Below are 21,053 nucleotides of genomic sequence, written 5' to 3' on the forward strand. Positions count from 1 at the left end.
CAAATAAGACCTTTAAGCTTTGGTATCAGCAGCTACCTGCTTTGATTGCTTATTGAGTTGTTTCTTCAAACGATGAATTTTCAGTTGAGATCGCATATGCATATTGCCGAAGACTAACCAAGCAAGACCAAAACCTGAAACGAAGACCACACCTAGTAAGCTTGATAGGTGGAAGTCACCTTGCGCTAGCAGATAGTTAAAGTTCACCGTCGTTTGGTTTTGAGAGCCTAAAGCCAGTGCAATTAGGAAAAGTGCGATAACGGCGACTATTTTTATAATTTTCATAGTTCATCACTCATTGGTTAGTTAGCTGTACGATTATGCAGGAAAATTACTAATCAGACCACCATATTATGGTCATAAAAAAGCGGCATACATTATAGTATGCCGCTTTTCTTAATTCCGATAAGTAGGCTACAGTCCTGAGTTTACTCGCTCACGTAGCTCTTTACCTGGTTTAAAGTGAGGAACGTATTTACCTTCCAACTCAACCTTGTCACCAGTTTTAGGATTACGTCCAACACGAGGTTCACGGTAATGCAGAGAAAAACTGCCAAAGCCGCGAATTTCGATTCGATCACCACTTTCTAGTGTTGAAGCCATGTGCTCTAAAATGTCTTTTACAGCGTCTTCAATTTCTTTTGCAGAAAGATGCGTTTGCTCAGCGCATAGTCTTTCAATCAATTCAGACTTAGTCATAGTTACCCTCGTTGGTTTTCTTTTTAGAAATTATAGACCTATCGGAAAAATAAGCAAAAAAAAAGGAGCCTTACGGCTCCTTTCTTGGCTAGATAGCTATAATTCTCTTAATGAGAAGCTATTATTCGCCTTTAGCAGCTTTGAATGCGTCTGCCATTGCGTTACCGAACGCGCCTTCTTCAGACTTGTTCAGTGAAGCCATTGCTTCTTGCTCATCAGCTTCATCTTTAGCTTTGATAGATAGGTTGATTACGCGGTTCTTACGGTCTACACCAGTGAACTTCGCTTCAACGCTGTCGCCAACGCTTAGGATTAGAGATGCATCTTCGATACGGTCGCGAGAAACTTCAGAAGCGCGGATGTAACCTTCAACGCCTTCGATTAGCTCGATAGTAGCGCCTTTCGCGTCAACTGCAGTAACAGTACCGTTTACAAGAACACCTTTCTTGTTGTCAGCAACGTATGCGTTGAACGGGTCGTTTTCCATTTGCTTAACGCCAAGAGAAATACGCTCACGCTCTGCATCTACTGCTAGAACAACAGCAGAGATTTCGTCGCCTTTCTTGTATTCACGTACAGCTTCTTCGCCTGCAGCGTTCCAAGAAATGTCAGATAGGTGTACTAGACCGTCGATACCGCCTTCTAGACCGATGAAGATACCAAAGTCAGTGATAGACTTGATCTTACCAGTAACTTTGTCGCCCTTAGCTTGCATTTCTGCAAATGACTGCCATGGGTTAGCTTTACACTGTTTCAGACCTAGAGAGATACGACGACGCTCTTCGTCGATATCAAGAACCATAACCTCAACTTCGTCGCCAACATTAACAACTTTAGAAGGGTGGATGTTCTTGTTAGTCCAATCCATTTCAGAAACGTGTACTAGACCTTCAACGCCTTCTTCGATTTCAACGAAGCAGCCGTAGTCAGTTAGGTTTGTAACACGACCAGAAAGCTTGTGACCTTCTGGGTAACGCTTAGCGATTGCTACCCATGGATCTTCGCCTAGTTGCTTAAGACCTAGTGAAACACGAGTGCGCTCACGATCGAACTTAAGAACTTTAACTAGGATTTCGTCACCAACGTTAACGATCTCTGATGGGTGCTTAACGCGCTTCCAAGCCATATCTGTGATATGTAGAAGACCGTCAACACCGCCAAGGTCAACGAATGCACCGTAGTCAGTAAGGTTCTTAACGATACCTTTAACTTCAGTACCTTCTTGTAGAGTTTCAAGAAGTTCGTCACGCTCAACACTGTTTTCAGATTCGATAACAGCACGACGAGAAACAACAACGTTGTTACGCTTCTGGTCTAGCTTGATTACTTTGAACTCTAGCTCTTTGTTTTCTAGGTGAGCAGTGTCACGGATAGGACGTACGTCTACTAGAGAACCTGGAAGGAAAGCACGGATACCGTTAAGTTCAACAGTGAAACCGCCTTTAACTTTACCGTTGATGATACCAACAACAGTTTCAGCTTCTTCACAAGCTTTCTCAAGTACGATCCAAGCTTCGTGGCGCTTAGCTTTCTCACGAGAAAGTTGAGTCTCACCGAAACCATCTTCAACAGCGTCTAGAGCTACGTCTACTTCAGCACCAACTTCAACTTCAAGTTCGCCAGCAGCGTTCTTGAATTGTTCAGCAGGGATAGCAGATTCAGACTTAAGACCAGCATCTACAAGAACGAAACCGTTCTCGATAGCTACTACAGTACCTTTAACGATGCTGCCTTGTTGGAATTCAGTTTCAGATAGAAACTCTTCAAAGAGTTGAGCAAAAGATTCAGTCATTATTTAATCTTCAATAATTAAACGTCCATGGGTATCCTACCGCATGGGGTTGATAAATTCGCCGGTCATCATCCTTGCGACCAACGTTCGTACTAGCTCGGCGAAATTACCCAGCCAGTTTCGATTCAATATAGTGTAGTGCTTTTTCTACTACCTGCTCAATATTCATTGAGGTGGAATCAAGCACTAGAGCATCCTCTGCAGGGCGAAGTGGCGCCACTGGGCGATTACGATCTCTATCGTCTCGCTCTTGGATCTCGCTCAAAAGGTCGTCAAATTTAACATCTAACCCCTTCTGTTGCAACTGTTTAAGGCGGCGACTCGCACGCTCTTCAGCACTTGCATCTAAAAATATTTTCGCTTCAGCTTCAGGAAACACAACCGTTCCCATATCACGGCCATCTGCAACCAAACCAGGCGCAGCGCTGAATGCACGTTGACGACGAAGCAGTGCTTCGCGAACGCGAGGTAAAGCAGCAACTTTTGAAGCCGCCATGCCAGTCTCTTCTTTACGAAGTTCACCAGACACATCTTCACCTTCTAGGATAACCTTAACTAAGTCGCCTTCAGCAATAAACTGCACGTCTAAGTGTGTAGCAAGCGGTACTAAAGCATCCTCTGATTCAGTATCCACACCATGGTGAATTGCCGCTAAAGCCAATACGCGATAGATAGCGCCTGAGTCTAGAAGATGAAAGCCTAGCTTATCTGCTAGCAACATACACAGGGTACCTTTACCTGCACCACTTGGTCCATCAACCGTAATCACTGGGCTTTGAGAAGGCATCTTTTACTCCACGTTTTGTCGTAAGTTTTATTCTGTACTAGCGATTCGCCACTACTTTATAGGCGGCATATTATAGAGAAAAATTGGAACTCGAGCGAGGTAAATCTCAGATAATTCCGTGTTGATGATGCATAAACCAATGCAACTATCTCAATATCCGTTTGCTTAGGTCAATAAGACACACACGCGCTTTTCGATAGCGCACTTTTCGGTAGATAGAAAAAAGCCTCGCAATAGGCAAGGCTCATCATTTTTCATTTTGTAGAGCAAAGAAGAACTCGCTCAAAGAAGCTTAGCCAATAATAGCTCGAACCGCTTCTAGGTCTTCAGGCGTATCAACACCAGCAGCCGGCGCTTCCGCCGCAACATCTACGTGGATTTTTTCACCGTACCAAAGCACGCGTAATTGCTCTAGGCACTCAATGCGCTCAAGAGTGCTTGGTTCCCAATTGATGTAGGTATTGATAAAACCCGCTCGGTAAGCATAGATACCAATATGACGAAGCAAAGGAGATTCCGCTGCAGTACCGTTGTTCGCGTAAGCATCGCGATCCCAAGGTATGGTTGCTCGGCTAAAATACAAGGCGTAACCGTCTTTATCAGTTACAACTTTAACGGCATTAGGGTTAAACACTTCATCAGCATGAGTAATTTCCACACCTAACGTTGCCATCGGAGCTGTACTGTTCGCAAGATTATTGGCAACCTGATTAATGATCGAAGGTGGGATAAGTGGCTCATCACCTTGAACATTCACGATAATATGATCATCAGGAATGTTCATCACTTCAATCACTTCAGCTAGGCGTTCAGTGCCCGATTCGTGATTCGGTGATGTCATACAAACGGTCGCGCCAAATGCTTTAGCCGCTTTTTCAACTCGAGCGTCGTCGGTAGCGATAATAACGTTATCGGCACCCGCTTTCATTGACTGTTCGTATACCCATTGAATCATCGGCTTTCCACCAATGTCAGCAAGTGGCTTCCCTGGTAAACGGCTCGATTGGTATCTTGCAGGTATAACAACCGTATAAGACATTACTTACCCTCATCCATAGAAACGGTGCGAGCTTCAGGTTCTAAAAGAACAGGAATACCCTCTTTAATTGGGTAAGCAAGGCGATCAATTTTACAAACAAGCTCTTGCTTATCCTTGTCAAAAGTTAGTTTACCTTTACATACAGGGCAAGCAACGATCTCAAGTAGACGGTGATCCATAGTATTCCATAACCTCTTTTATTCTTTTTAAAATTTGCTGTTGCGAATCTTCATCAAACTGCGCAGAAACTGGAAGATACCACCAGTTATCTTGCGCATATTCTTCGCATTTTACAGCGTCTTTTTCTGTCATAATCAGATTCATACCTTTATTAGCTAAGGCATGAAGTTCATCTTTATCAAAATCTTGATGGTCGGCGAAGCCCTGTGTGAAAACCACATCACCATCAAGATCTTCCAATGTTTTAAAAAAGCGCGGTGGGTGGCCAATACCAGCAAAAGCCACCAGCTTATTTAGTTCTGCTACCGATATTTTCTGACCCGTCTTTAGGTTAACTGCTTGGCTTGGAAGCAAAGACATCGAGAACTCCCGTCCCTGCACTTCACCGCCATTGTTAACCAAAAAATCTACGTCATCTAAACGAGATACTGGCTCTCTTAACGGCCCCAAAGGAATGAGGCATTCACTACCAAAGCGTCTCGCACCATCGATAACCGCAAACTCAATATCGCGTTCAAGTGCATAATGCTGAAGGCCATCATCAGTGATAATGACATTAACACCTTCATTCAATAAAGCTTTCACCGCGTTTGCACGCACAGGGTCAACCGCTACAGGCGCACCCGTTCGCTTTCTGATTAAACGAGGTTCATCACCAGAATGTTCAGCTGGCGTGCTCTCATCCAACACTAACGGGTAGCTTGGTGCTTTTGCCCCATAGCCTCGGGAAACGACTCCGGGTTTAAAGCCGTTAGCCTGCAGCATCTCGACCAACCAAATCACAACCGGTGTTTTACCATTGCCACCAGCAGTAATATTACCAACAACAATCACAGGCAATGGTGGACGGTAGGTCTCTTTTTTCCTCGATAGATAAGCGTCACGACGTCGGCTACTGATCATTTTGAACAGCAAACTCAATGGCCATAATAACGGCCAGAGAATGTATTTTAACGGGTGATTGTTAAACCAAATCTTTTCGATCACAACAAGACCTAATCTTATCCGCTAAACTGAATTCGGTGCAGTTGAGCATAAGCGCCATCATGTGCAATTAGCTCAGCGTGTGCACCTCTTTCGACAATGTGACCGTCATCAACCACTAAAATCTCATCAGCTTGCTCGATGGTCGATAGTCGGTGAGCGATCACCAGTACTGTTTTGTCTTTTTGTAGCTCTTCTAGGGCAGATTGAATGGCTCTTTCTGATTCTGTATCCAGTGCAGACGTTGCTTCATCAAGAATCAACACAGGGGCATCTCTCAATAAAGCTCGTGCAATCGCAATCCGCTGTCTTTGTCCACCAGAAAGACTCGCACCATTCTCACCTACAACCGTATCAATGCCATTTTCCATGCCCTCAATAAACTCACTCGCATGAGCAAGTTTAGCCGCGTGTTCAATCTGTTCGCGAGAATATTTTTCTTCAGCTGCATACGCGATGTTGTTCGCTACCGAGTCGTTAAACAAGTGCACATTCTGAGAAACAAGGGCAAAGTGCTCACGTAGATTCCTCAATTCGTAATCACGAATATCATGTCCATCAAGTTCGATAGAGCCTGAATCTACGTCATAAAAACGAGTAAACAGGTTGGCAATGGTACTCTTGCCCGAACCTGAACGCCCAACAAGTGCAACCGTTTTACCTTTGGGAATTTTGAAACTCACCTTGTCGAGTGCTGGTTTCTCTGCTCCGTCATAGGTAAAAGTCACATCTTTAACCGCAACTTCACCCGTTACCGTTTCAGGCTTCAACGTACCTTTATTTTGCTCTGTATCTAGATCCATCAAACCAAATAGAGTGGTACTTGCTGCCATACCACGTTGGAATTCAGACGTTACGTTGGTTAATGCTTTTAGCGGACGTAGTAAACCAAACATTGCAGAGAAGACAACGGTAAACGTACCAGGGGTAAGCTCAGCTTTAATAGAGTCAACACTAGCAAGGAATAGAACAACAACAATCGCCACTGACGCGATCATCTGAATGATTGGGTTAGCAGCCGCTTGAGCAGTGATTAGTTTCATGCTTTGTTGGCGCATTTGATTACTAACTTTATCAAAGCGATGTTTTTCTAGGTCTTGACCACCGTAAGTTAGAACCACTTTATGCCCTTTCAGCATTTGTTCAGCTGAAGAAGCAACATGACCCATACTGGTTTGCATATTCTTGGAGATCTTTCTGAATCGCTTCGATACGATACTGATCGCCCACGCGACAAGAGGCGCTACAGCGAATAACACCAAAGACAACTGCCAACTATTCCAGAACATCAGCGTCAGTAAGCCAATAATACTTGCACCTTCACGAACAATACTGACTAACGCTTTACTGGTGGCAGCAGACACTTGTTCTGAATCGTACGTAATTCGAGATAACAATGCGCCTGTCTGTTCTTTATCAAAGAAAGAAACCGGCATATGCATGAAATGGCTAAAGATTTTTCGACGAATTTCCATCACCACATTGCCAGAGACCCAGCTCAAGCAATAGGTTGACACAAAACCACTGACGCCACGAACGAACATCATGACAAAGATGATAATTGGAAGCGTGCGTAAAAAGTCAGATTCAGCATTACCAAAGCCTTCATCAAGTAACGGCTTTAGTAAGGAAATCATATAGGTATCAGAGACGGCATTTATAATAAGCGCAATAACCGCAACACCTAGGCCTGCCTTATATAGTCGAATATAAGTCCAAAGTCTTTTAAATGTGACCCAGGTAGTTTCATCTGTTTGTGTTGACATAGAATCGCTTAATTTTCTCACAATAATCTATCTATTCTACTCCCTTACGAAGCATCTGCCTATACCACTGCCCGCCTTGTTGTTCTCTAATCGCATGATATTGCCAACCTTCTTTACTAAGAGTGATGGTTATTTGCCCACTCTCTCCAGTATCAAGCCAAACACTCCCCGCCTCTTTATACCGTCCGACAACTGATTCGTTCGGCATTCCCCATTGATTACCTTTGGCCAGAGAAGCTATCGCTAGTTGAGGAGATACGGCTTTAATAAAGGACTTGATCGACGATGAGTCACTACCGTGATGTGGAACCAACATGACATCACTTCGAAGTTGGTCACCTTCACGAGAAAGTAACCACTCACTGACCAATTCAATATCACCAGTGAGCAACATTGAGAACTCAGAAGCAGGAGCAGAAAGCCTTACGACACACGAATGTGGGTTGTACGCCCTCTTCGCTCTTTGAGGTGGCCATAAAACCTTAAAATCGACACCTTGCCAGTTCCAACTTTCTCCGAGAATACATGCTTGAAGATTAAGCTGGGCTTGAGTATTAAGATGAGTTTGTTCATTGAAACTCTGACTGACCCTTACCCACTTTGGCGTGTAGTTTTCAAGTAACGCCGGATAGCCACCAGCATGGTCGGAATCAAAATGGCTAACAATAACACCGTCCAATTCATGAATTCCCCTCTGATTTAAAGTAGGGATCAGTAAAGACTCTACAATTGAGCCCCCAGGCCACGCGTTACCAAGGTCATAGACTACAACTTGAGTGTTCTTTTCCAAAACCAAAGACAGTCCATGTCCAACATCCAAAATATCAATTCTTAATGTGTCATGCTTGAACTTGCCAAACTCCCACCACAATACAAAGACTATAACGACAAATATCGATAACGTTCGTTGGAGGTATCGGCTACAAAAACCGAAAAACAAGATGAGTAATACAGATAGCTCAATGGTGTGGTTATCAACTTGAATCCAAAACCTTTCCGAAAATGGCAGGCTAAAGACAAGGGGCTCAAGCGACAAATCAACCAGCTCCCACAAATGACCAGCAAAGCCCTTGCCTAACAACTCCCACTCGCTTGCTAACAACACTGATCCACTTGCACCGAATACCGACTCAGATAAGAAACTGATAAACATTGCCAAAAACAATAATGGAATCGTTACCAACGATACCCAAGGCAGAAGTAGTAAGTTATAGAAAACCGAGATCAGGCTAACCCCTTCAAAGAACAACATAGAAAAGGGAGCGATAAGTATTGTCAGCATTAGCTGTATTTTGATGAGTTGTAATACTCGGCTCGTAAGCGTGACATCTAAAGAAGATGGGGCATTGTTTGAAGCAATATAGAGAACAGCGCCCAAGGCACCAAAGGACAACCAAAAGCTACTCGACAATGCTGAGAATGGCCAAATCAATAAGACCACGCACAGACTTAAAGCCACATAACGGACCAAGCTGATATTTTGACCACGCCACAAGAAATAGCTTGCGATAACACACATCACAAGCGCCCTTAACGTCGGTAATGTAAAGCCAGCAAACCAACTGTAAAAGTACGCCAACCCTAACCCGAACAGTGTAGGTAGCCAAAGAAGCTGAGGGGATAATAATCTAACTAACTTCCCCAACTGATAACCAATGCCGAAGGCTATACTGATATGCAATCCAGAAATAGCCATCAAGTGAATCAACCCACTGCTTTTAAGCAAATCCCATCGCTGGGGCGGAATAAGGTCTCGATAACCAAAACTCAACGCCATAATGAGGTCGGCATTCGCTAGTTGGCTCAATCTTTCTAAACTGCTTTCAAACCACTGAGAACGTAAGTTGGTGCTTGAGTGAATTCGATATTTAGTCTCTGCTCGGTAACTTGCGTTGGCCACCACTCCAGCACTAAACAGATGCTTTTCGAGATCAAAGCCCGCTTCATTGAGTTTGCCCCATACGGGCTTTATTGACATCGATAAATAGACACGGTCTCCAAGCGTTAACTTGAATGGAGTAAATAATCTCAGTTTTATCAATTGAGGGAAGATTAATTTTTCGCCGCCAATTGATCTAGCTACTATTACGCTTTCAAAACCATGGCTATTTTCACTAAAAAGGCTAACAACTGACGCATTTATGGTAGTATTCTGCCCTGATTGAAATAATCGACTTGTCTGCATTTCAATCACATTCCCTAGACAGATAACTAGTATCAAGGCTGTTACTGAACCTCTTGCTCTCCGGAAAACGCTATACTTTGTTGATGCTAAAAGTAACAACAGCATCAATGGTGCCCAAACCCAATGTGGCATCACAGGCCAAAAGCTAGCTGACACAACTGTCACAGCGAATGAAATCAAGAACCAAGAGTTAAACAAGAGAGTAGCTTCCTCCTATGCCAAGAAAGTTTATTAAACGATTTATGCCTGACCATGAGCTAATCAAGCGTCAGAAAGCATTGAAAGTTTTTGGCAATGTTTTGTACAACCCCAACTTATGGTGCCTTAATCGTCGCTCTGCGGCTGGTGCGTTTGCTGTTGGGTTATTCATGGCGTTTGTCCCTCTTCCAAGTCAAATGATTATGTCTGCTGGTCTTGCTGTCGCATGTGGCGTGAACCTACCTTTGGCCGTCGCACTCGTTTGGATCAGCAACCCGGTCACCATGCCAGTACTCTTCTACTTTGCTTATAAAGTCGGAGCGTTTGTGATGCATGTTCCGCCTCAAGCTTTTCATTTCGAACTGTCTTGGGATTTCATCTTGGCGCAAATGAGCACAATCGGGCCACCATTCTTACTGGGTTGTCTGATTTGTGGTGTGGTTTCAGCAATGATTGGCTACTTTGGTATTCGAGGTTTATGGCGTTACTCAGTAGTAAGAAGTTGGAAGAAGCGACAAGCAAGGTATTGAACCTATACTCATTTACTCGTTATTTTAAACGGACAACAGTAAAAATCAGATGAGTCACGGATCTCTACAAGATTGCTATGTAATCAGAGTTGTAAATATTACAGTTTGAATTCAATAAAAAAGGATCCCGCTAGGGATCCTTTTTTATATCTGTCGAAGTGCGGCTTATTCCTTATTAAGAACCAAGGCTATTAATAAGACATGTTATTTTGAACTAAGCACCGCTGCTGGGTTCAACTTAGCCGCTCGTGATGCTGGGTACCACGTAGCCAGTAGGCTCAGAACAATAGCAGTACCAGAAACGACAACAACATCTGTCATATCGAGCTGCGAAGGCAAGAAGTCGACAAAATAGATATCACCGGACAAAAATTGGTGATCAATAAGCTTCTCAAGCCCTTTGATAATAGTCGTTAGATTAAGCGCGACTAAGACACCTATCGCACTGCCAATTAAGCTACCTAATACGCCCGAAAACACGCCCTGCCAAACAAAAATGCGTTTCACAAGTCCATCCGATGCGCCCATGGTTCTTAAAATGGCAATTTCTGATGCTCTGTCTTTTACTGCCATCATTAGAGTCGAGACAATATTGAAACAAGCCACACCGATAACCAGTACCATTACTAGATACATGATGGTGCGAACCAACTGAATATCGCGGTATAAGAAACCAAACTTCTGTTGCCAGCTGCGAAGATACACATACACGTCAAGCTGATTGCCAACTTCACGCACAATCGAGTTTGCATTCAGAACATCGATCACTTTTAAAGAAACCCCAGTCACTGCCTCCCCTAAGTTAGCGTAAACTTGAGCATCGCCAATAGGGATTAGAGCCAAGCTGTGGTCTATTTGGCCATTTAGAGTCAGCAAGCCTACCACTTTAACGCGAACACGCTTTGGCGCCTGAACCTTCACAGAACCGTTTACCGTTGGAATCATCAAAGTCAGGTAATCACCCACTTTCGCACCCAACACATTCGCTACACCAGAGCCCAGAATGATCTGTTGTTGTCCTGCCTTAAACTCGCTCCAAGCTTGTTTATCGATAAAACTCGATAGGCTTGATACCTGTTGTTCAAGTTGTGGATCAACACCGCGAACTTCAATTGCTTTGAGCTCTTTGCCTTTTTCGGCAAGCGCAGTAATTTTCACATAAGGCGCAGCCGCTACCACATCATCATGTTGGGTCGCTTGCTCGATCACATGCTCCCAACGTGTCACAGGTTCATTGACTCCCTCAAATTCTCCATGCGGGATAACAGAAAGTACTCGGGACTGCAGTTCACGCTCAAAGCCATTCATCGCAGATAAACCAATGATGATCACCGCGACGCCGACAGCAATACCGATCGTCGAAGACAAAGAGATGAACGAGACCATCTTGTCTCGTTGCTTTGCTCGACTAAATCGGCCGCCTATCAACAGAGATAAAGAAGAAAACACTTAGCTCTCCTCTTTTTCTACGTTAACCAATAAACCGTCTTGCATGTGCAGTTGGCGGTCCATCTTACCCGCAAGCTCACCATCATGCGTTACAACCAAGAAAGCAGTATCGTATTCGTGGTTCAATTCGCGCATTAAGTCATAGATAGAGAGTGCGGTGTTGTGGTCGAGGTTACCTGTCGGCTCATCCGCTAACACTAACGCGGGTTTGTTAACTAAAGCTCGTGCAATCGCCACTCGTTGTCTTTCACCACCAGAAAGCTCTGAAGGTCGGTGGTCGACACGATGACTTAGCCCCACTTTATCTAGTAAACGTTGTGCTTCTTCTTTTGCTTTAGCTGGTTTCTCGCCTCCAATAAGCAGAGGCATTGCCACATTTTCCAACGCTGAAAAGTCCGAAAGAAGGTGATGGAATTGATAAACAAAGCCGAGATGTTGATTGCGAAGCTTCGCCTGCTTATTCGAACTCAAAGATGCTAAGTCTTGCCCGAGAAAGCTCACACTGCCCGCCGAAGCATCATCTAACGCACCAAGGATATGCAGTAAGGTACTTTTACCGGAACCAGAGGTACCAATGATAGCAACCAATTCACCTTTTTCGATTTCAAAGCTGACTCCCTTAAGAACCTCTGTATCCAACGAGCCTTCACGGTACGTTTTACGGATATCATTACATTGAAGAAAATTACTCATAACGAAGGGCCTCAGCAGGTTTCACAGATGATGCACGATAAGAAGGGAACACAGTGGCAATCAGGCTAAGTGCAATAGCCAACACCACAACAACGGCGATTTGAACTGGGTTGATCATGATTGGCAGTTGCCCACCAAACGAGAACAGAGCCACGCCCATCGCTTCTAAAATAGTATTTAGGTTCATGGCTAAGATAATACCTAATACACCACCAGATAACGCGCCAATAACGCCACTGCTGGCACCTTGAACCATGAAAATCCCCATCACTTGACCATCGGTCATGCCTTGGGTTTTAAGAATAGCCACTTCAGACTGTTTCTCCATCACCACCATGATAAGTGCGGAGATAATATTGAATGCAGCAACACCAATGATCAGCCCAAGCATCAAACCCATCATGTTTTTTTCCATGCGAACGGCTTGGAATAGTTCACCGCGTTGATCACGCCAGTCGCTCCATACCCAACCTTCAGGCAGAGGCTGGTTTGATAATTTTGCTACTTCAAACGGGTCATCAAAAAACAGTCGCCAACCTGAAATCGTGTCAGACTTGTAACGCATCAAACGCCCGGCATCTTGGATATCTGTCACCATCAATTGAGCATCGATATCAGATCCCGTATTGAAAATACCCGCTACTGTGAAGTTTCTTTGACTTGGGATTCGTCCTAGAGGCGTATATTGGCTAGCACTGGTCACCATTAGGCGAACTTTGTCACCCATAGATACTTTCAAGTTTCTCGCCAAAGTATGGCCAAGGAACAACTGATACTGACCCGCTTTCAGTGAAGACAATCTACCCGCAATCAAGTGGTTCTGAAGAGGGTCATCTGAATTAGGTTCGATGCCAATCAAAAGGCCTGCAGACAGTTGAGCCGGACTTTGAATTACCGCCTCACTGCGTACAATCGGCTCAACATGACCATTGAGAGAAATCTGCTCTGCAAAGCTTGGCGCTTGTTCAGAAAAAGAGGTCGTCCCTCCTTGCTCATAAACCACAGCTTGAGGAAGAACGCCAAGAATTCGGTCTTTTAACTGCGCTTCGAATCCATTCATTACCGATAAAACAGTAATCAGAGACAGCACACCAATGGTGATACCTGCTGTCGACATATAAGAAACAAAACGGCTAAAGCGATCACCTGAACGGCCTTTCAAATAACGCAGGCCAACAAACACTGAAATAGGATGAAACATACTTTGAACCATCAAAAAGGGATGCGGGTTAATGTAACGGGTATTGCTGTTACTGTGTAGGGGGTAATTGAAAATATAGAGTGAATTAACTCAATTAGTTAGGCTTGAAAAACAGAACCTTGTCAAATCTACAAATTTCAAACAACTATTTAGGACTTTCAATTAACTGACCTTGATTACTGCGGCCACATAGCGATAATCAATAGATCACTTCAAGGAACTAACGCATGACAGAACAAGAGTTTTTCACCGTTCACCACAGCCTTACTGCTAATATAGAGCCAATGGAAAGTAACTTCACTTTACCCTCTCAAATTCAGTTCGAATCCGAGATCCCTGCTCCCTTTGTTGTGGCAAGTGAATTTAGCCAGTTGGACCTGTTAGCCGACAGTGCTCGTGCTGAACTGAAAAATAGCGACTTGAAGAATATCACCAGCTTATTAGACGCGCAAAACTCTAAGTTAAACCTCTTGTTGAGCTTCATGTTATCGCAACAAGATGATGAGAAGTTTCGAACTCACACCTACTCATTCGGTGCGAGTCAGTTTTCCTGTTTTTCAAAAGCAGACATAGAACCGGGTCGTTTGGTAAAAGCCAAGCTTTTTTTAGAACACCCAGCGGCTGCCATTTATTGTTATGCGGAAGTGTTTGCTAGCGAAGCTAAAGATTCAGGTTTCGAAATCAAATTTAAATATGCTCACCTTCGCGATACAGACCAAGATCTGCTCATCAAAGCGGCGCTTCATCAACAGCAAAAGCTCTTGCGTCAACGCTCTTTAGAACGAGATAACAAGTAAATAAACATGACTAAACAATCTATTTTTACATTACCTACACTCAAAGGAGCCGGTGACAAAAAGCACATCGGTAACCTCGTTGGTTCGTCTCTCGCTCTTGCCATTGCCAAACTCGCAGAGCAACACAATAGCCATACTTTATTGGCTGTTCCGGACCCACAAATTGCGCTTAAACTTCAATCTGAAATTGAACAATTTACAGCGGCAGAAGTTGCTCTATTTCCTGATTGGGAAACACTACCATACGACAGCTTCTCGCCACACCAAGAGATCATTTCTGACCGTATCGCGCGCCTTTATGCACTACCGACACTAAAAGATGGCATCACGATCGTTCCGATCAGCACGCTACTGCAGCGTCAGTCGCCGCGTGACTTTTTGTTACAACACACTCTAATGGTAAAAACAGGCGATCTGTACTCGTTAGAGAAACTGCGTCTTCAACTTGAAAAGTCGGGCTATCGCTACGTTGATCAGGTATTTGGCCCTGGTGAATACGCAAGCCGTGGTTCGATTCTTGACCTGTTCCCGATGGGCAGTAAAGATCCTTATCGTATCGACTTTTTCGATGACGAAATCGACACAATTCGTACTTTCGATCCTGAGAACCAACGATCGATCGAAGACATTTCCGAGATCCGACTGCTGCCTGCTCACGAGTTCCCAACCTCAGAAAGTACCATTGAAGATTTCCGCATTCGCTGGCGTCAACAGTTCGATGCCCGCCGCGAACCAGAATCTGTCTACATGCAAGTTTCTAAAGGCACTTGGCCTGCTGGTATTGAATATTGGCAGCCCCTGTTTTTCGAGCATACCGAAACCTTATTCGACTATGTTGCCGACGAAGCGCAAATCTTAATTCTCGGTGATGTCGAAACTGCAGTTGATGCTTTCCTAACCGACGTGGCTCACCGATACGAACAGCGCGGTGTCGATCCATTACGACCACTGCTGACACCTGAGCAACTTTGGCTGAAAAAAGACGAACTATTCGCGCATTTCAAACAGAAGCCACAGGTCAGTCTGAGCTTAGACACGATTGAAGAGAAAGCCGGACGTGTCAATTTACCTATTGCGCCTCTACCGGATCTCAGTGTTCAACATCAGAACAAAGAGCCACTCGCAAACCTAAGAAAGTTCACTGAAGCCTTCGACGGCAAAGTGGTCTTTTCGGTTGAGTCTGAAGGCCGCCGTGAAGCCCTAAGTGAATTGCTTCGAGGCATCAAAATTCGTCCAAGCGAAGTTGAAAACCTCGACGCGGCAATTAAAGGCAAAGACAAGTTCAGCCTGATCCTCGGTTCTGCTGAGCATGGCTTTATCCACGAAGAGCAAAATATCGCCCTGATCTGTGAAAGCGACCTGTTGGGTGATCGTGTTGTTCAGCGCCGCAAAAAAGACAAAAAAAGCGTTAACAGCGACACCGTCATCCGTCATTTGGCCGAACTTAAACCGGGTCAGCCCGTTGTTCACATTGACCACGGTATTGGTCGCTATATTGGCCTGCAAACATTAGAAGCCGGTGGAATGAAAACCGAATACGTAACGCTTGAGTATCAAAATGATGCCAAGCTCTACGTACCTGTTGCTTCTCTGAACTTAATCGGCCGCTACTCTGGTGGCGCTGAAGATTCTGCACCGCTACATAAACTCGGTGGTGAAGCCTGGCAGAAGGCTCGTAAACGAGCGGCAGAGAAAGTCCGTGACGTTGCAGCCGAACTGCTTGATGTTTACGCCAAGCGCGAGCTAAAACCTGGCTACAAGTTTGTACTCGACCGTGGCCAATACGCGACCTTCAAGTCGGGTTTCCCATTTGAAGAGACCGATGACCAAGCAATGGCGATCAATGCCGTTATGTCTGACATGTGCCAAGCAAAAGCAATGGATCGCTTAGTGTGTGGTGACGTTGGCTTTGGTAAAACCGAAGTCGCGATGCGCGCGGCATTCGTATGTACCGACAACAGCAAACAAGTGGCTGTGTTAGTACCAACGACGCTACTTGCTCAGCAACACTTTGAAAACTTCCGCGACCGTTTCGCGAACCAACCGATACGTGTCGAAGTGCTATCGCGATTTAAGTCGGCTAAAGAACAGAAATTGATCATGCAAGATGTCGCCGACGGTAAAGTCGACATCTTAGTGGGTACTCACAAGTTACTTTCTAGTGACCTCAAGTTTAAAGATCTTGGCTTGTTAGTCGTCGATGAAGAACACCGCTTCGGTGTGCGTCAGAAAGAGAAAGTGAAAGCCATGCGTGCGGATGTCGATATCCTAACGCTAACCGCCACACCTATTCCTCGTACATTAAACATGGCGATGAGCGGCATGCGTGACTTATCAATCATCGCAACACCACCAGCTCGACGCTTGGCGATAAAAACCTTCGTTCGCGAAAATGATGATGCCATCGTCAGAGAAGCGGTGCTGCGTGAAATCATGCGTGGTGGTCAAGTTTACTTCTTACACAATCAAGTAGACACCATTGAAAAGACGGCTGAGTCACTGCAAAAACTGATCCCAGAAGCACGTGTCACTGTTGCTCATGGTCAGATGCGAGAGCGAGAGCTAGAGCGCATCATGAATGACTTCTACCATCAACGCTTTAACTTGTTGGTTTGTACCACGATTATTGAAACCGGTATCGATGTACCTACGGCAAACACCATTTTGATGGACAGAGCCGATAATCTTGGATTAGCACAATTGCACCAACTGCGTGGACGTGTGGGTCGTTCTCACCATCAAGCTTATGCTTACTTGCTAACGCCACATCCAAAAGCAATGACGAAAGATGCAATCAAGCGATTAGATGCGATTGCTTCTTTAGAAGACCTAGGCGCAGGCTTCACCCTCGCAACCCATGACTTAGAGATTCGTGGTGCAGGTGAGCTGTTAGGTGATGAACAGAGCGGTCAGATTCAGTCGGTCGGCTTTACGCTTTACATGGAAATGCTCGAACAAGCCGTTGAAGCATTGAAAGAGGGTCGAGAACCATCACTTGATGACTTATTGCGTGAACAAACAGAAATTGAGATGCGTCTACCTGCACTATTGCCAGACGATTATATCCCGGACATCAATACCCGCTTGTCTACGTACAAACGTATCGCGAGCGTAAGTGATACCGATGAGTTAGCCGAGTTGAAAGTCGAGTTAATTGATCGCTTCGGTCTTCTACCTGATGCAACCAAGAACTTGTTATCGGTTTCAGAGCTTAAATTATCCGCAGCGTCTATCAAGGTGAAGAAAATTGAGGCTCACGAAAAGGGTGGATTCTTAGAATTCTACCCAGACGCTGACATAAACCCAACCTACCTTGTTAAACTGTTGCAATCTCAACCGCAAAAGTTTTCAATGGAAGGACCAACTAAGTTCAAGTTTACGGTACCATTGGTCGACAGACGGAAACGAATTCAATTTGTTAGTGATCTATTGGGCGAATTCAGACAGAACTTACTGCCATCAGCATAAGACCCAATACACTTGCACATATAAATTATCCAGCCGACAGATCGGTTGGAAGACGGAGTAAAAATGAAAAGACTGATCCCACTGCTACTATTGTTCGTCTCATTGCCAAGTTTGGCTCAGAGACAATTTGATATAGAAGTGATCATTTTTAAGCGCGCAGTTGATGCAGAGAAAGTGAACGAATCTTGGCCAAACACACAGCCTAAAATTTCACTTGAGCGCGTTGGTTCATTTCAAGACACCCAGTATCGAGCAAAGAAAGGTGTACAAATGCTTCCTTACTCGGAATATAAACTAACGCCTCAGAAAGACAAACTGCGTAAACACGCGGGGTTTGAAGTTCTAATGCATACGGCTTGGCGTCAAGGTGACCAAGGTAAGAGCTCTGCACCTGTTTTCCACATTCAAGCAGGTAAAGATTTTTCTAAAGAATTTAATGTCGATGGTTCTGAAAAAGGTGCGGTTACAACCACCACAGCTACCACGACAGGTGCTGATGGCTTCCAAGAAGAGACTATTGATAAGCCACTATACGAATTAGACGGCAAGCTACAAATCTACGTTCAGCATTACCTATACGCTGAAACGACATTGGATTTAAAAGCACCAAGTGTTCGTGAAGTGACTCTACAAGAACAACAAATCGAACTAGACTCACCAGTAAGCGGCGCAGAAAGCAATGTTCAAGTCGGTAACCTTACGGAGGTTTCACCTACCGTTGAAGTAGAAGAATTCCTCAAAAGCTACCGTATGGACCAAAAACGTCGTATGCGCAGTACAGAAACTCACTACCTAGACCATCCGCTTTTAGGTATGGTGATCCAAGTTCGCCGCGTAGCGCAGTAAGCTAATTGGCTTTGCCTAGAGGGCTATTTGATTCTTAGCGCTTTAGCTTGAGTTCTTGGGCCTAGCTAAATAGCTATCAAATAACGCTCCAACTATACATAAATAACAATTCAAGACGCCCTCCATTACGAGGGCGTCTTGTTAAGTACTTTACTTTATAAGTACTCTCTTTATTTGGTACTTCTTATGAGCCCTGATTTTCAAATCAACACACAACGTCTCAATCTCAAGATAATTGAAGCTTGTGATGCTCCAGAGTTTGCTCAATTGGTTCAATCATCTCAAAGCTTGTTTCCTTGGGTTGATTGGTGTCATGACACGTTTTCTATCGTAGAAGCCGAAAAATTCATTTTGGCGACTCGTTTAAACTGGGTTAAAGCCGATGCGTTTGGCTTTGGTATTTTCGAACGCAGCAGCGGAAAACTGGTCGGTATGGTGGCCATCAACGAGCTCTACCATACCTTTAATATGGCGAGTTTGGGTTACTGGGTTGGCGATCAATTTCAAAGAAAAGGGTTCGCCAAAGAAGCGATGCAGGCATTATTTGAGTTTTGCTTTGCTCAACTGAAATTAACACGATTAGAGATTGTATGTGATACAGAAAACCTACCAAGTCAAAAACTGATCGAGAAATGCGGTGCTGAGCGAGAAACGATTGCCAAGAATCGATTTGTCTTTAACGGCAAACCAAAAGATGGTGTGGTTTACTCAGTATTACCGCCAACTGCTTAACTGCGGCTTTACTGCTTTACTGCTTTACTGCTTTACTGCTTTACTGCTTTAAAAGATGATAAGCCGTTCAATTTTCAGATATGACGGTACACACAATTAAAAAAGAGCTCCGAAGAGCTCTTTTTTATTATCAACGTAATGCCTTTAACAAGTTTACCTGATTAGTGAAGTTTCAGATTTGGACGAAGCACACGGTTAATACGACCAACCAACATCATTAGCGATGTTTTTATTAGTCCATGCAGTGCCATTTGGTGCATTCGGTACAAAGAGATGTAGACGATACGAGCGATACGGCCTTCAACCATCATAGAGCCTTTAGTAAGGTTACCCATCAGGCTACCGACTGTTGAGAAACGGCTTAATGAAACCAATGAGCCTTTATCTTTGTATACGTAATCTTTCAGGTCACGACCATTCATCTTAGCAATGATGTTAGTGAATGCGCAGCTTGCCATTTGGTGAGCGGCTTGTGCACGAGGTGGAACAAATGAACCATCCGCCTGCGTACATTGCGCCAAATCGCCGATAGCAAAGATGTTGTCATCAAGCGTGGTTTGCAGCGTGTTTTTAACAACCAGTTGATTAATTCGGTTAGTCTCAAGACCGCCAATATCTTTCATGAAATCTGGTGCTTTGATACCTGCGGCCCATACCATGATTTGTGCCGGAATCTTATCGCCGTCTTTGGTAGTTAAGCCTTCAGAATCCGCTTGCGTCACCATGGTGTTGGTACGCACGTTTACACCAAGCTTAGTTAGCTCAGAGTGTGCTGCACTCGAAATACGAGGAGGTAGAGCTGGAAGGATACGCTCTCCCGCTTCAACAAGGTTTACGTTCAGCTTGCTTGAATCTAGGTCACCAAAGCCGTAAGTACGAAGTTCTTTCACTGCATTATGTAGCTCTGCAGAAAGCTCAACACCCGTTGCACCAGCACCAACAATCGCGATATCTACCGTGCCTTGACCGTTCTTAGCGTGCAGCTTTAAAAACTGGTTATTCATTTCGGTACGGAAACGGTGCGCTTGTTCTGGGCTATCAAGGAAAATACAGTTATCACGAACGCCAGGAGTGTTGAAATCGTTTGACGTTGAACCCAAAGCCATCACTAGAATATCGTATTCAAGTTCGCGGCTTGGCATAAGCAGTTCACCGTGATCATCTGTTAGCTCGCTCAGTGCAATCACTTTGCGCTCACGATCGATGTTGTTCAAGCTGCCCATTTGAAAATCGAAGTAATGGTTTTTTGCATGCGCACGATAGCTCAATGCATCAACACCTTCATCCAATGAGCCCGTTGCTACTTCATGAAGTAATGGTTTCCATAGGTGACTCGCTTTACGGTCTACCAGAGTAATCTGGGCACGTTTTTTACGACCTAAAGTGCGGCCTAGCTTGGTTGCTAGTTCTAAACCACCAGCACCGCCGCCTACTACGATAATTTTTGTCACAATGACAATCCTCTACAAAATGAATAAATGGGGTTCGGCTCGATTACTCCAACCGATAAATTCTATGTATCTACTCGCCTGCGCTCAAAGGCTATGGCTTATCTAATAATTGCGAAAACGAATAACAGCAACTCACGAGTAGTTAGAGGGATACGAACAACAAACTCAGGTTTGAAGTCCTGTTTACATGGATAAAAGGTGACTACCTGAGAGGTAGAACACAAATAATGGGCAAGTTTTATCACTCGCTCTCAAT

General features: G+C 44.4%; 18 protein-coding genes. 5 read left to right on the forward strand and 13 right to left on the reverse strand.

Annotated elements, in window-relative coordinates; all coding sequences use genetic code 11:
- Positions 1-12 precede the first annotated feature (12 nt).
- The 9 genes from L8S15_RS01235 to L8S15_RS01275 all read right to left on the reverse strand — a co-directional run bounded on the left by L8S15_RS01235 (position 13) and on the right by L8S15_RS01275 (position 9,432).
- Positions 13-285 carry a lipopolysaccharide assembly protein LapA domain-containing protein gene (locus L8S15_RS01235; RefSeq protein ID WP_010439925.1) on the reverse strand — a complete coding sequence of 91 codons (273 nt, stop codon included), beginning with the start codon at positions 283-285 and terminating at the stop codon, positions 13-15.
- 129 nt (positions 286-414) lie between these two features.
- Positions 415-699, reverse strand: coding sequence for an integration host factor subunit beta (gene ihfB, locus L8S15_RS01240; protein WP_010439923.1), 285 nt, complete (start codon positions 697-699; stop codon positions 415-417).
- Positions 700-820: 121 nt separating this feature from the next.
- Positions 821-2,491 (reverse strand): 30S ribosomal protein S1, encoded by a 1,671-nt coding sequence (gene rpsA / locus L8S15_RS01245; RefSeq protein ID WP_010439921.1) that lies wholly within the window; start codon positions 2,489-2,491, stop codon positions 821-823.
- Positions 2,492-2,597: 106 nt separating this feature from the next.
- Positions 2,598-3,278, reverse strand: coding sequence for a (d)CMP kinase (cmk, locus tag L8S15_RS01250; RefSeq protein ID WP_017060237.1), 681 nt, complete (start codon positions 3,276-3,278; stop codon positions 2,598-2,600).
- A 292-nt stretch (positions 3,279-3,570) separates the two neighbouring features.
- Positions 3,571-4,317 (reverse strand): 3-deoxy-manno-octulosonate cytidylyltransferase, encoded by a 747-nt coding sequence (gene kdsB / locus L8S15_RS01255; protein ID WP_017060236.1) that lies wholly within the window; start codon positions 4,315-4,317, stop codon positions 3,571-3,573.
- Positions 4,317-4,496 carry a Trm112 family protein gene (locus L8S15_RS01260; RefSeq protein ID WP_004736429.1) on the reverse strand — a complete coding sequence of 60 codons (180 nt, stop codon included), beginning with the start codon at positions 4,494-4,496 and terminating at the stop codon, positions 4,317-4,319. Before L8S15_RS01260 ends, kdsB begins: the two co-directional genes overlap by 1 nt.
- Positions 4,477-5,484 (reverse strand): tetraacyldisaccharide 4'-kinase, encoded by a 1,008-nt coding sequence (lpxK, locus tag L8S15_RS01265; RefSeq protein ID WP_280571921.1) that lies wholly within the window; start codon positions 5,482-5,484, stop codon positions 4,477-4,479. The genes L8S15_RS01260 and lpxK overlap by 20 nt, the downstream gene beginning before the upstream one ends.
- Before the next feature lie 14 nt (positions 5,485-5,498).
- Complete coding sequence (gene msbA / locus L8S15_RS01270) at positions 5,499-7,247, reverse strand: lipid A ABC transporter ATP-binding protein/permease MsbA (RefSeq protein WP_010439908.1); 1,749 nt, start codon at positions 7,245-7,247, stop codon at positions 5,499-5,501.
- 31 nt (positions 7,248-7,278) lie between these two features.
- Positions 7,279-9,432 (reverse strand): DNA internalization-related competence protein ComEC/Rec2, encoded by a 2,154-nt coding sequence (locus tag L8S15_RS01275; protein WP_010439906.1) that lies wholly within the window; start codon positions 9,430-9,432, stop codon positions 7,279-7,281.
- Positions 9,433-9,647: 215 nt separating this feature from the next.
- On the opposite strand from L8S15_RS01275, the gene L8S15_RS01280 reads away from it, so the two are divergent.
- On the forward strand, positions 9,648-10,160 hold the full coding sequence (locus L8S15_RS01280) for a DUF2062 domain-containing protein (protein ID WP_010439904.1): 513 nt from the start codon (positions 9,648-9,650) through the stop codon (positions 10,158-10,160).
- 204 nt (positions 10,161-10,364) lie between these two features.
- On the opposite strand, the gene lolE is transcribed toward L8S15_RS01280, so the two are convergent.
- From lolE to lolC, 3 genes are read right to left on the reverse strand one after another with little or no spacing between them, the layout of a single operon-like run.
- A complete protein-coding gene (lolE, locus tag L8S15_RS01285) occupies positions 10,365-11,609 on the reverse strand; it encodes a lipoprotein-releasing ABC transporter permease subunit LolE (RefSeq protein ID WP_010439903.1) in 1,245 nt (414 codons plus the stop codon).
- A complete protein-coding gene (lolD, locus tag L8S15_RS01290; RefSeq protein WP_010439900.1) occupies positions 11,610-12,302 on the reverse strand; it encodes a lipoprotein-releasing ABC transporter ATP-binding protein LolD in 693 nt (230 codons plus the stop codon).
- Positions 12,295-13,503 (reverse strand): lipoprotein-releasing ABC transporter permease subunit LolC, encoded by a 1,209-nt coding sequence (gene lolC, locus L8S15_RS01295; protein ID WP_016793332.1) that lies wholly within the window; start codon positions 13,501-13,503, stop codon positions 12,295-12,297. The genes lolD and lolC overlap by 8 nt, the downstream gene beginning before the upstream one ends.
- A gap of 227 nt (positions 13,504-13,730) precedes the next feature.
- Here lolC and L8S15_RS01300 point away from each other — a divergent pair, with 227 nt between their 5' ends.
- The 4 genes from L8S15_RS01300 to L8S15_RS01315 all read left to right on the forward strand — a co-directional run bounded on the left by L8S15_RS01300 (position 13,731) and on the right by L8S15_RS01315 (position 19,346).
- Positions 13,731-14,300, forward strand: coding sequence for a hypothetical protein (locus tag L8S15_RS01300; protein ID WP_016786288.1), 570 nt, complete (start codon positions 13,731-13,733; stop codon positions 14,298-14,300).
- Positions 14,301-14,306: 6 nt separating this feature from the next.
- Complete coding sequence (gene mfd, locus L8S15_RS01305; protein WP_280571922.1) at positions 14,307-17,768, forward strand: transcription-repair coupling factor; 3,462 nt, start codon at positions 14,307-14,309, stop codon at positions 17,766-17,768.
- 63 nt (positions 17,769-17,831) lie between these two features.
- Positions 17,832-18,614: a peptidoglycan binding protein CsiV gene (locus tag L8S15_RS01310; protein ID WP_016768551.1), complete on the forward strand. Its 783-nt coding sequence runs from the start codon at positions 17,832-17,834 to the stop codon at positions 18,612-18,614.
- A gap of 186 nt (positions 18,615-18,800) precedes the next feature.
- Positions 18,801-19,346 carry a GNAT family protein gene (locus L8S15_RS01315; protein ID WP_016788958.1) on the forward strand — a complete coding sequence of 182 codons (546 nt, stop codon included), beginning with the start codon at positions 18,801-18,803 and terminating at the stop codon, positions 19,344-19,346.
- A gap of 161 nt (positions 19,347-19,507) precedes the next feature.
- On the opposite strand, the gene L8S15_RS01320 is transcribed toward L8S15_RS01315, so the two are convergent.
- Positions 19,508-20,797 carry an NAD(P)/FAD-dependent oxidoreductase gene (locus tag L8S15_RS01320; protein ID WP_010439890.1) on the reverse strand — a complete coding sequence of 430 codons (1,290 nt, stop codon included), beginning with the start codon at positions 20,795-20,797 and terminating at the stop codon, positions 19,508-19,510.
- Positions 20,798-21,053: the final 256 nt, after the last annotated feature.

Source organism: Vibrio sp. S/42/10 (assembly GCF_029890535.1).
GTDB classification, from domain to species: Bacteria; Pseudomonadota; Gammaproteobacteria; order Enterobacterales; family Vibrionaceae; genus Vibrio; species Vibrio cyclitrophicus.